Source organism: Blautia sp. AM23-13AC, assembly GCF_003435675.1.
Lineage (GTDB): Bacteria > Bacillota > Clostridia > Lachnospirales > Lachnospiraceae > Fusicatenibacter > Fusicatenibacter saccharivorans.
The window spans coordinates 74,435-87,048 of sequence record NZ_QTUL01000003.1; the positions used below are offsets into that span (position 1 = coordinate 74,435).

Annotated in this window: 9 protein-coding genes; 3 read left to right on the forward strand and 6 right to left on the reverse strand. The window is 46.4% G+C overall.

Features of this window, described 5'->3' with window-relative positions; genetic code table 11:
* Positions 1-12 precede the first annotated feature (12 nt).
* The 3 genes from DW642_RS05135 to DW642_RS05145 all read right to left on the reverse strand — a co-directional run bounded on the left by DW642_RS05135 (position 13) and on the right by DW642_RS05145 (position 4,975).
* Entirely contained in the window at positions 13-1,665 is a 1,653-nt protein-coding gene (locus DW642_RS05135; protein ID WP_117509490.1) for a sensor histidine kinase, read from the reverse strand.
* Positions 1,666-1,689: 24 nt separating this feature from the next.
* Complete coding sequence (locus DW642_RS05140) at positions 1,690-3,687, reverse strand: beta-galactosidase (RefSeq protein ID WP_158554977.1); 1,998 nt, start codon at positions 3,685-3,687, stop codon at positions 1,690-1,692.
* A gap of 319 nt (positions 3,688-4,006) precedes the next feature.
* Positions 4,007-4,975 (reverse strand): AraC family transcriptional regulator, encoded by a 969-nt coding sequence (locus DW642_RS05145; protein WP_022462067.1) that lies wholly within the window; start codon positions 4,973-4,975, stop codon positions 4,007-4,009.
* Between the two features lie 244 nt (positions 4,976-5,219).
* Here DW642_RS05145 and DW642_RS05150 point away from each other — a divergent pair, with 244 nt between their 5' ends.
* Positions 5,220-5,651 (forward strand): MerR family transcriptional regulator, encoded by a 432-nt coding sequence (locus tag DW642_RS05150; RefSeq protein WP_055227315.1) that lies wholly within the window; start codon positions 5,220-5,222, stop codon positions 5,649-5,651.
* Between the two features lie 119 nt (positions 5,652-5,770).
* On the opposite strand, the gene DW642_RS05155 is transcribed toward DW642_RS05150, so the two are convergent.
* The 3 genes from DW642_RS05155 to DW642_RS05165 are packed head-to-tail and all read right to left on the reverse strand — an operon-like array spanning position 5,771 to position 9,722.
* The gene (locus DW642_RS05155) at positions 5,771-7,579 is read right to left on the reverse strand and encodes a DUF6320 domain-containing protein (RefSeq protein WP_117509492.1); all 1,809 of its coding nucleotides are present in this window, start codon (positions 7,577-7,579) and stop codon (positions 5,771-5,773) included.
* 13 nt (positions 7,580-7,592) lie between these two features.
* Positions 7,593-8,585: an alpha/beta hydrolase gene (locus tag DW642_RS05160; protein ID WP_117509493.1), complete on the reverse strand. Its 993-nt coding sequence runs from the start codon at positions 8,583-8,585 to the stop codon at positions 7,593-7,595.
* Between the two features lie 18 nt (positions 8,586-8,603).
* Positions 8,604-9,722, reverse strand: coding sequence for a DUF362 domain-containing protein (locus DW642_RS05165; RefSeq protein WP_117509494.1), 1,119 nt, complete (start codon positions 9,720-9,722; stop codon positions 8,604-8,606).
* Between the two features lie 246 nt (positions 9,723-9,968).
* Here DW642_RS05165 and DW642_RS05170 point away from each other — a divergent pair, with 246 nt between their 5' ends.
* Positions 9,969-11,321: a 5-bromo-4-chloroindolyl phosphate hydrolysis family protein gene (locus DW642_RS05170; protein WP_117509495.1), complete on the forward strand. Its 1,353-nt coding sequence runs from the start codon at positions 9,969-9,971 to the stop codon at positions 11,319-11,321.
* Positions 11,322-11,394: 73 nt separating this feature from the next.
* Positions 11,395-12,543 (forward strand): toxic anion resistance protein, encoded by a 1,149-nt coding sequence (locus tag DW642_RS05175; protein ID WP_117509496.1) that lies wholly within the window; start codon positions 11,395-11,397, stop codon positions 12,541-12,543.
* Positions 12,544-12,614: the final 71 nt, after the last annotated feature.

Here is a 12,614-nt window from a genome sequence, read left to right on the forward strand (position 1 = left end):
GCTCCCTTCTTTCTACTGTTTTTCTATTCTCGGCAGTAAAATGCGAATTTCACTATATCCCGGCTGACTTGTAATTTTTAATTCATACGCCTCCCCATAAAATTCACGGATACGTTCCTTCACATTCTGTATTCCGATATGTTCTCCTTCTTCTTCAATTGACTCATTCCGATTAATTTTATCAAGAATTTCTTTCTTAAATCCTAAACCATTATCTTCGATCAGAATCAGCAGATCATGCTCGCCTTCTCTTTTTACTGTCAGCTCGATTTCCAGATGCGGAACCAGCATAATATTATGTTTTACACTGTTTCCAACAAAAGTCTGAATCACCAGTGGAAGAATCATTTCATCCTCCATTTCCGGTTCTACGTTTACCTGAATTTCCAGCATATCTTTATAACGGCAGTGCTGAATTTCAACATAGCTTATCAGACATCGAAGTTCTTCTTTCAATGGTACAAAGGTTCCTTTCTGCCCCATCAGATAACGGAAATATGCAGCTGATACCCGGCAGAGTTTCTGAATTTCTTCAAAATCCTGAATCTGTGCCATTCCATGAATCAGATTTAAAATATTGGTATAAAAATGCGGCTGAATCTGCACCTGCAGGAAACGGCTTCGCGCCCTCTGCCGCTCCAGCTCTTTTTCATAAACATCAATTCTTAAAATCTGAATCTGATCTGCCATATGATTAAAGGTCTGATAGAGCTGTCCGATCTGAGATACATTTTCCCGCTCCGGCAGACGTACGTCCAAATCCCCGGTACTGTACTGCTCCATGGCTCTTCGAAGCTGTTCTAATGGCGCAAAGACTGTTTTTCCCTGCAGACCAATTGCCATCAGAATGCTGGCAATTGCAAGCATCATGACTCCCATTAGCAGAAGCGTTCCGAACGTTCCTCCCGGGTCCAGCATTCCTTCATCCATACTGACATAAATCTGTGCATTTGTATATTTCAGTGGATAAACACAAGTTGTACTAATTCCGCTTTTTCTTGTCCCCTGGTGTATTTTTACTTCTCCTGTCTCATTATCCCGCACTTCTACGCAAAGATCTTTTCGTTCTCCGACAAAACCAGATACAATTCTTTCCAAAGAAAATGCAGCTCCAATGTATCCATTTTCAGCCGAATAAATACGCGCCAGGTACTGATGTCCATCAAATTCCATAAAAATCCAGTTTTTCTCTGGTTCCTGATATTGGTTCGCGATATAAGAAATGATTTTCTCTTTAAACGCTCTCTGATAGGCATAAGTTGTCCCTTCCTCTGTGCTTACAAAATAAATATTTCGTTCCGGCACATAGACAAACAGCATCATTTCCCTTCCATACCGTTCTCCCATTTCGATCATGATTTTCTGCTGCTGTACTTTAGCAGTTTCCACCGTTAGCGGATCTTTCGAAATACACAGCTGCTGATAATATGGTGTTGAATCCGTTCCGCTCATCAGCAGAAGCGCTTTTGAAGTTGATGCAAATTTATCCTCCCAGAACTGGCCGTAGCTCTCTATCGTATTAGAAAATAGCCTCTCCGTCTTTCTTCTGTCTCTCTGAATCAGAAAAATACTTACAAGCTCAATAATGAGGACAGCTAAAATCATAACTGTCCCCATGATCCAGAGTGACTTGTAAATAACTGACTTGTCCTCTGTTTTTTTCATTTTCTTTTCCTCATGCAATCTTCTTTAACAAATCACCAGTTCACCATCAAACGCCTGCAGCGTGCAGGTATCTTCCATCTTTTTCTCCTGCAGCACCCCATATCCATTCTCTGGAAGCTCTATTTTCTGCTCCTTTCCCGTCAGATTCACATAAAAATACTGGTTTTCCGCTATTTTTCTTCCAATTACTCCCTGCGGTGTAACCACGGACTGCATACTTTTTTCCCTGCAGCATTCATCAAGAACCTCGCCTAAAAGTTCCGGCTCTGTTTCACAAAACAAATAATACGCCGCTCCTTTTCCATACCGATTTCTGGTTATAGCTGGAATCTGATGTGTCTCCTCACGCTGCAGGACTTCTGCATCTGTTGCTTCGATCTGCTCATAATAATCCACATCAATCCATTTTTCTCTCACTTTCAGAAGTTCTCTTCCGTTTGCCGGATTTCTGCGAAGCTTCTGCTCTTCTTTTTCAGAAACTTCCATACCTGCGGTTCTCTGATATCCAACAATTTCTATTCCAAATACATCAGTCAGGTTTCCTGGTCTCGACGTGTCAAATACCTGACCGGTTTCTTTTACCCATGCAGAATACCCTGTCATAATTGCCGTACCGCCATTTTTTACAAATTCCCGCACCGTGTTTTCCTGCTCGTGATCCATTACAATTTCACCCGGAATAATCAGAATCTGATATTGTTCTGTCATTTGATGCAAATCTACAACATTATAATCCAGGTTTCTCTCTTCCAGAATCCGATGCGCGATGGCAAGGTTGTTGCTGTATGGCATTCGATACTGCATTTTTGCATACGCAGCCATAAGCTCACTGTCATAACTGTAAGAAACAGCAATCTCTGGCTGCGGCAGATATGGAAATCCGTATTTTTCCAGCTTCCGAAAATCCGATGCAATCCACTGGTATTCCCGATAATTTTCATTCGGTCTTCCATCATGATTCAGCATACCGGTCAGATATTGTTCTTCGCCATTCAGCATGCTTCGCCAGGTCCATCCCAGCATCATCTGCATCCGATGCAGCAGACACCAGAACGCATACATTCTGTTCATCCCCATTGCCGCATGATGAATCCCGAAACCACCTGTCACAAATTCAATGCACCACATTGGTTTTCCAGTTTCAGCAATCCGTTTCATGTACCAGGAACCCGTTTTCCAGAATTCCATACTCTCCCTGTTTCCATAGCCAGGATAAAAACCGATGCCAGGATAGTCAACAAATCCAGATGCTGCCTTCAAATAATCAAATCCAAGCGTCTCATATTCTGCAAAATGGTTCGATGTATGAGCCTTTCCCGGCGCATTTTGTTCTACCGTTTCTGCCAGTTCTGTAATAAAATCTGCGATACCATCGGAAAAGAAGCGCCGCATATCCAGCCATGCCTCCGGTGCCCCGATTTCGTATTCATTTACCTGCATTGCAACGTCTTCGAAAGATGAAAGCTTTCGGCTCCAGCGCTGGGTTGCCCAGGCATGATTTAGTGCTTTTATTGTTTTATATTTCTTTTCCAGCCATTTCTGAAATCTCTTCTTCGACGCTTCAGAATAGGATGGATAGCCTGCTCCCAGCTCATTGCACAGTCCAAACGCAAACAGCGCCGGATGATTTTTATAACGGGAAACGATTTTTTCAGCAAACCGCAGTGCATACTTCTGATACTCTGGATCAGAAACATCGTCCATATATCGGCGCAGCGGTGCCTGTGGAGCTCCATTTTTTCCTCCTACATTGCATCCCGGGCAAAGTTTATGAACCCAGATCGGTGCCGGATGCATCGACACATCCAGTATTACATTCAATTTGTATTTTACGCATAACTCCATAACCTGATCAAACCATTCGAAGGTATAAACGCCATCCTCCGGCTCATAGCTGTCCCAGCACAGATGTCCCAGCCGTACTGTATCAAATCCAGCCTCTTTCATCAATTGAAAATCCTTTTCCCACCGCTCTTTCGGCCAATCATGCGGATGATAATTTGTCCCGATATATAAACTCATTTTATTCACTCCGTTTCTGTTTTTTCTTACCTCCATTTTGCAGCAAAATCATTAAAATTCCTATGACAATTACGACGTAAAATATAATTTTATCGAGTTTTTCCTGTTTTTCCATTTTTTCTTAGTCAATTATATTCTAAAGTTGTCTATTTTTCCACTCTTTCTCTGCTTTTTCTTTTTCGAATGCCCAACATCTTACTATGCTGGACAAATCTATTATAAAAGCAGAATTATCTTTATGAGGATTTGTTTCCCGCTAAAATAGGATAACAGCAAAAAAATCCACAGAGCCCTTATCCCCCTGTGGATTTTTCTATTTCTATTCTATTTTCTTCTCCACCCGGTACTTCTTCGGCGATATTCCATAGCGCTCTTTAAAAATCCGATGAAAATAACTCATGTTCTCATACCCGACCCGCTCGCCGATGTCTGCCACGGAAAGTCCTGTCGTTTCCAGCAGATACGCGGCCTGGGTGAGGCGTTTGTTCTGGACAAGTTCAGTGTAGTTTTTCCCGGTCAGGCGGCGGATCATGCGGCTTAAGGTGTAAAAATCGTAGTGCAGTTCTTCCGCCAGTTCCGAAAGACTGCCCTCCCGGTAATGTTCCTCGATATAGCGGTATACGCCGAGCAGCATCTCCTGTTCAAAATACTGCTCTCCCACCTGCACGCGTTCGGTGTAGTTCATGAGTTGCAGGAATAAAAGGCCCATCGTAATCTGATTGATGCTCCGCTTATTGCTCTGGTGATGTAAGAGCGTCCAGACGAGATTTTCGATCAGATTCTGCACCGGAAGGACATCCGCGATTCTGTAATGCAGATAACAGAGCGGTACCTCCCCGCTTTTCAGACAGCCGACGATAAAATCCTTTAACTGATTCTCCTCTGCCCCGATCATTCGCAGCGTCTGGTCAAAAAACTCCGGCAGAATCAGAAAGTTGACCGCGATATCGTCACGCCCTGCCGGTTCAATTTCCTGCACTGCATTCTGATTCAGAATCAGCAGCTCACCCGTTTTCAGCTCGATCCGGTCCCCGTTGATGGTGTGCACGGTGCTTCCCTGGCACATGTAGATCATCTCGACATAATTGTGGCTGTGCGCCGGAAAACGAATAAACCGCGTGTGCGGCCGAATATCAATCAATTTTCCCCGCTCCAGCAGCTTTCCCGCATCCATCACAAACTTCTGCCCGCTCGAATACCGCTCCTTTTCCACTTCCGTCTTGCCGTCCAGAATCGCCTGTTCCTCCTCCGTAATCCGGGACAGGTCTGCTATAATTTCCTGTTTCACGATTATTCCTCACATTTTTCACGTTTTTTCTGCTTTCTATTATATTCCATTCTTGTGCAAATAAGCAATGTACTTTTTCTTCTCACTTTCTGATAAATATTCCTTTCCTACGCATCAAAACAGCAAGTGCTGCACTGCCAAGTGAAACGTAACGAAGATTCTCTCTTTACAATTTCACTTTCTTAAAGTATACTTTAAGAAGTTATTCTACTATTCAAACTCTATCGTTCAAGGAGGTTTTTTCATGGAACAGCAGACCTACACCATTCGTGAAATGTCCGAGCGTTTTGGACTTCCGGCCTCTACGCTTCGTTATTATGAGGAGATCGGACTTTTGACGGATGTTATTCATACCGAAAGTAAGAAACGAATTTACACCCAGCAGCACATTGACTGCATGACCGCAATTCTCTGCTTCAAACGCACCGGGCTTCCGATTGCGGGGATTCAGGAGTTTTTCCGGCTTGAGAACGATATCCCGGGAAATATTGACCAGATGGTTGCCATTCTCAAGGAACATGAGCAGAATACACGCGAGAAAATCGAGCGCATGGAATCTGATCTCGAGCATATTCAGCAGAAAGTGCGGTATTACAGCGCGGTTCGCGATGCGATTAAAAATGGGGATGAAATGCCGTCGTGGGATTCCTGCGGCTGTGAGGAGAAGGCGCAGTAGATATCTCTCCAGGCTTTTCCGCCGCAGACACACACAAGTTTCAAAAGAGCAGGTAAGAAAAGGGACCAACATCCACTTTTCTTACCTGCTCTTCTTATTTTTTCTATCACCTTTTCCCTTCATACCCGGAATTTTTTCTGCATTTCCCGCATAAAATCTTTTCCGCGGAAAAAAAACAGCCCGATCAGATACAGCACACTAAGGCCCACGCAGATCACGGACGGCCAGGTAATGCGGACAGTTCCCGTCAGCCACAAAATCGCCGGAACGATTCCTGCTGCTCCGGACTGCATCAGATAAAAAAGATATTCACTGACCTCCATTTTGTACGCTCTTGCCAGAATCTGCATCGTCGCGCCATTCATAAGAACGGCGAGCGGAATTGCGAAATCGACAGACCAGCCGATCCAGCCCGTCGCATAATCCCACAGAATCGCACCGATCATAATAAAGATCAATTGCCACATACTGTTTTTGAGTGGATTTTTCCGTTTCTGATATCCCACCCGGATCAGAAGCCAGGCGCAGAACACACCCGCTGTCGCATAACCTGCCCACCACATCTGCGGCGTTGCAAGGAAATTCATCATCCAGCAGAGTACGACAGCCGCGATGCAGGTGAAAGAAAAAATTTTCAATCCCAGTTTGGCCGTCCCGTGCGGCTGTTCTTTCTGTCCCGGAAAATCATTTTCCTCCTGTTCACAGGCGATGCCCTCTTTCTGCAGCAGATGCATCAGGTTCCGTTCAATATTGGAATCAGCGATTTTAGATGTGATTCCAAGCACCATGCTGTCACCGTAGGAACAGGAACACATCTGTACTTTGTCGGTGCTGGTGAAAAATCCGAACCGCTCAATATATGTTTCATACTCCGGCGGCATCTGAATCCGGCCGATATTGGAATAGACGGTCGTAATGCTTCGTCCGCCGAGCGTCGTGCCCGCCATCAGCGCCAGATTTTTGATTTCCAGCGGCACGGCGCGCAGCACCGGATTCCGCTCAATCCGCACCAGATCGTTCATACGTGTGGAAATCTCCTGCTTCAGCGCCTCTTTCTGCATCGCGGCTCCCGTGATCTGCAGGGCATCCTCAAACGATGCCTCCGGCCCAAGATCACAGGCAATCTCGATCCAGCTCCAGAAATTCGTCATCGATGCGGATGGGAAAAAGTTGCGGAGATTGGCTGGAACCATCAGAGAAACCGGCTTTTTCAGCCTGCTTTTCGGGATTTCTTCATATACCGCATATACCAGCGCCGCCGCAAGGTACGCCGTCACCGACACGCCATGTGCTTTTGCGCACTTATGAACTGCTTCCGCGGAAAGCAGAATCTCAGTAATTTCCATCTCCTCCTGCTCCAGATACTCGCCTTTGATCTGGTATGCCGGGCGGCTTTTTTCTTTTTCATTTTTCTTTCCGGTGTAATACTGGGAAAAGCTGTCCTCCTCGAAATCCGTTTCCGTCAGCATATCTTCTCTGACCTTGGAAAATGTTTCCTCTGGATGGCGCAGGATCAGATAATTGCTCACCAGTTCTTTCAGAAACAGCATCGCACCGGTGCCGTCTGTCAGGGCATGGAATACTTCGAAATTGATTCGGGTTTTATAGTAAGAAACCTGGAAAAGAAGCGTTTTGTGGTCGGGTACGTAAATCTCACTGCACGGCGGACGCTTTTCCTCTTCTACTTTTGCTGGCAGATCGCGCTGCTCCAGATAAAACCAGAAAAGACCTTTCCGCAGTACCATGGAAAACACCGGGTAATGCTCCATTGTCTGCTCCAGCGCTTTCTGCAGCAGATCCGCCTGGATGTCCTCTTTCAGCTGGCAGTAAAACCGGAAGACTCTCGTATCCTTTTTTCCGGTGGCCGCCGGAAATGCCTGTGCCGCGTTGTCCAGCTTTCTCCAGCGCGAAGAATGTTCTTTCTTCATTTTCTATGCCTCCTTACGCCTTCCCGTGTGTCAATTGTTTCTTCACTGCTGCTATGTTTTCCAGTTCTTCGTCTGCATTTTTCTGCTGTTTTTCTTTCCTTAAAAATGCATTCATATACTGAAAACTTTCCTGCACATATAGGTGTTCAATGCCAAGCGCAAAATAGCCGTGCAATGCGCCCTTGATCCGATGATGTTCAACCAGATTGCCAGCCTTTTTCAGCTTTTTCGCATAATCCTCGCCCTCATCACGCAGCGGATCGTACTGCGCCGTCAGTACCAGCGTATCCGGCAGTCCCTGCAGATTTTCTGCCAGTACCGGTGCAAAGTACGGATTTTTGCGGTCTTCTTCGGTCCGCTGATACAGAATTACATAATCTTCCATTTTGACACTGGTCAGAAGGTATCCGGTTCCATTGGTTTTCACGGATTTGTACGGTGATTTCTCTGTGTAACAGGAATTCACCGCCGGATAAATCAAAATCTGTTTCCCCGGCAGCAGTTCTTTTTTGTCCCTCGCCATCAGGCAGACCGCAGCCGCAAGATTTCCTCCTGCGCTGTCGCCCATGATCGTGACATTTTCCGGCGTTACCTCCGGCAGAATCTCCCCGCGCAGCATTGCCTGGGCGGCGGCGTAGCAGTCTTCTAAGCCTGTCGGGAAACGATGCTCCGGTGCAAGACGGTATTCTACCGATACAACAATCTGCCCCGTCGACTGCGCCATGCGCGCGCAGACACGGTCGTATGTCTCCACACTCTCGGTTGTCCAGCCGCCGCCATGGAAGAACAGAATCGCTTCTTTTGCACCATGCTCCTCCATTTTTTCATCCGGGAAGAACAGCCGAATCGGAACCTTGTAGTCCCCATTATATATTTCCATATCCAATTTTCGCAGAAAAATACGGATCGGATCCAGCTTCTTGATATCGGCAAGCCGACGGGCGGATTCTACTTCAATTCCGCCGTAGGACAATACATTTAAAATGGCTTTGACTGCTTTTTTCATTCGCTCTCTCCTCTGTTGCTATTTTTCTGCTTCTGTTTTTCGTCTAGCTGCAATGTACTGCTTCAAAAATTCATACATCTGCTCATCGGTCGGTGGGCAGCCTTTCAGATTGTATTTAAACCCTGAAGTACAACTTCCCACACCAAGCGCCCCGCTCTTTCCCCGGTATCCCTGCCCGATGCAGATTTTTTCGTGGAGTTCCTGCAGCAGTCCTTCCTCCTTCAGCCGGTCGAGCGCCGGGATCAGATAGCCGTAGCAGGCACTGCAGGACTCAACTTCCTCTACGGCATCCTGCAGTTCCACGATCTTCCGTTTTTCCGGAATCACTCTTTTTTCACCAATTTCGCCAATTTGGCGGATTGAAAGCCGTGTGAGATCAGCGCTGCCCACGCCCAACTCTTCTGCCATTTTGACATACGGGACATCTTCTGGCTTATAATGCAGTTCCGCGCAGACATATGCATCGATCAACACCGGATCTAACCCAGCGAAAAGGCGATTCATAATAAACGGATTACCGCCATCCTCAAAGTCAAGGTCTCCGCAGATATTATCCACCAAAATAAAATCCTGATGAATCCCAAGCCCCAGATGCGCAATTGGCCGATGAAGTCCCATGGCATGAAAATGACGTTTTTCTTTATTCGGCAAGAGACCTTTCATGTTTTTCAGTGCGCAGGTAATTTTAGTCTGGCAATGGCCTTTCATGACCGGGACATTGATCATAAAATCCACCTTTTTCGCACATTCGCAAATTTGAAGTTCCATATCACCACACTGCACCGGCATGCTTTTTTCCTTCTGCGCATCGATAAGCGGAACGCCGTACTGTTCCGAAAGCATACGGTATCCACAGACCTCAAACGATTCCTCTGTCTTATCCCCGACCCAGGAACCTTCCATGATTTGAAGGTTGGTAAATCCGTTTTCCTGAAGATATTCGATGATCCCCGCAACCACCTCCGGATGTGTCGTCCCTCCAAACTCCGCTGGGACAGGTGCTACCAGATTTGGCTTAATACCGATGAGACTGACCCTCGAAGGAATGAGCGTAGCTAAGGCACATTCGTTCAAAAGCTGTTTTGTCATTTCTTTATATTCCATTCCCTGTATCTGGATAATTTCGTTTTTATTCATTTAGTATTGCGGCCCCTTTATTCTGATTTGATTTTTTCTGACATTCGATATTCTTTAGTATATAATAGTTACTGCTTTCTTTCAACTCATCCAAAAACAAAATCATTTCCTGTGAACTGTAACCATTCCCGTCAGCTCCAGCTTCATAGAAAATTAAGCACTGTATGCTTGTAAGATTTCCAATCGCATTGTATAATAAATGGAAAACGGTACACAGAAAAAGTACCTCATCAGAAAGGAACTGTCATGAGTTTTGAAGATGATTTAAAGGATGTCGGCGACAGTATTGGAAAGCTTGTGGATAACGCTGTAAATTCTCAGGATTTTCAGGAATTAAACCGGAAGATTTCAGACACCATCAACCAGTTTGTCTACCCAAACCGGAAGGGACCATTCCGTGCAAATGGCACACAGGAGCCGTCCCGCGGCTATTCCGCAGATACTTCCTACAGCAGCCAGCATTCTTCCCATAATAATACAGCGCAGCAGACCGGACCGCATCACTATTCCTACGGGCCGGGAGGCACGATGCCGGGTAAGAGCGCGAACCCGGTTCCCAAACCTTCCCATACCTGGCAGACCTCCCAGAATACGGAATGGAACAGCCGCATACAAGAACGCCGTGTACTGCGCGAGCGCTTTATGCCATCCACCGATCTTGCACTTGTCGGCGGATTTCAGACGGCCGCCGGCTGGGGTGTCACCGGACTGTTCGGCTGCTGCACAGCGCTTAGTCTCTATTCCTTATTTGCAGGTCCAGACAACAGCGCGCTGATTCCTTCTCTTATTTTTGCCGCATTTACCATCGGCGGCGGCATTCTTCTGAAAAAGGGAAGTAAAAACCGGCGTCTGGTCCGCCATTTCCGCCAGATCTGTACGCTGATCGGCACAAAGGAATATATTTCCACGAAAGAACTCTGCGACAGTATGCACTGTGAGAAAGGTGAGCTTCTGACCGATATTACGACCATGATTGATAAATCCATGCTGCGCCAGGGCCACCTCGACGAGAATGGTACCTGTCTGATGGTAACAAATGACTGCTACGACCAGTACCGCGCAATGCTCGCCAGCCAGAAGGAACAGCAGATTGCTGAGCAGAAAGCACGTGAACAGCTGGAGGCCTCCGGTGTAACGCCGGAATACCAGCAGATGCTGGAAGAATGTGAATCGTATATTCAGAAGATCCATCAGTGCAACCTGGATCTGCCGGGTGAAGTCATCACAGCCAAGCTGAGCCGTCTCGAAACGGTTGTTACCCGGATTCTCGAGGAGGCAAAAAAGCGCCCAAAAGAAGCCGCCGCCCTGCGGAAATTTATGGATTACTATATGCCGACAACCTGGAAGCTGCTCGACGCTTACCGTTCCTTTGAGAACGAACCAATTCAAAGCGACAATATCCTCCGAACCAAGAAGGAAATCGAGGACACACTGGATACCATCAATGCCGCATTCGAAAAGCTGCTTGATGATCTGTTCCAGACAACGGCATGGGATATTTCTTCTGATATCTCTGTTCTGCAGACGATGCTGGCGCAGGAGGGACTGACAAATCAGGCAGGTCCGTCAACGCAGGATATTGAGCCGCTTCACATGTAACTATTCAAAGCTATACAATTGAAATCAAATCACCGGTTACGTTTCCGTACCGAAGAAAAGGAGAATAGAAAACATGAATGATTTTGTAAAGGACACCACTGAAATTCCAAGCTTAAGTTTCGGCACTCCGGAGCCGGAACCGGAACTTCCGGTACAGCAGCCGGAAGAAAAGAAAGAGGTCATGGATGATTCTGTTCTGTCCGACGAACAGAAAGCCATGGTGGATGCCTTTGTTTCCCAGATTGATCTTGCCAATACAAACGGCATTCTGCAGTACGGTGCCGGTGCACAGAAGAAAATGGCAGACTTCTCCGAGAAAACGCTGGAGAACGTCAGAAGCAAAGATCTCGGGGAAATCGGCGATCTGCTCACCTCTGTTGTGACAGAGCTGAAAACGTTTGACGCAGAAGAAGAAAAGGGACCATTCTCTTTCTTTAAGAAAAGCACGAACAAAATCAATGCAATGAAAGCGAAGTATGACAAGGCAGAGGTGAATGTCAATAAAATCTGTGACGTGCTCGACGGCCACCAGCGGCAGCTTCTGAAAGACATTGCCATTCTGGATCAGATGTATGCACAGAACCTGAATTATTTTAAAGAGCTGACCATGTACATTCTCGCTGGAAAGAAAAAGCTGGAGCTGGTACGTTCCACAGAACTCCGTGATCTGCAGAATAAAGCGCAGATGACCGGAAAGGCCGAAGATGCACAGGCTGCCAAGGATCTCGAAGATCTCTGCAACCGATTTGAGAAGAAACTGTATGATCTGGAACTGACCCGTATGGTTTCGATCCAGACAGCGCCGCAGATCCGCATGCTTCAGAACAGCGATTCTGTAATGGCCGAAAAGATCCAATCCACACTCGTCAACACCATTCCGCTCTGGAAAAACCAGATGATCATTGCACTCGGCGTTCATCACTCGACTGAGGCTGCCAAAGCACAGCGCCAGGTTTCGGATATGACAAATGAGCTTCTGAAAAAGAATGCGGAGAATCTGAAGATGGCAACGATCGAGACTGCAAAAGAATCTGAGCGCGGTATCGTCGATATGGAAACCTTAAAACAGACGAACCAGAGCCTGATCTCTACCCTCGATGAAGTGATGAAGATTCAGGAGGACGGCCGCCAGAAACGTGCCGCCGCTGAAGTTGAGCTGGTACAGCTCGAAAATGATATTAAGAAAAAAATGCTGGAGCTTTCTGCAGGCGGACAGCACTGATACTTTTTGTATCCTATATGAAAAAAAACGGAGAAACCGCTTTTTCTGTGGTTTCTCCGTTTTTTACGTCC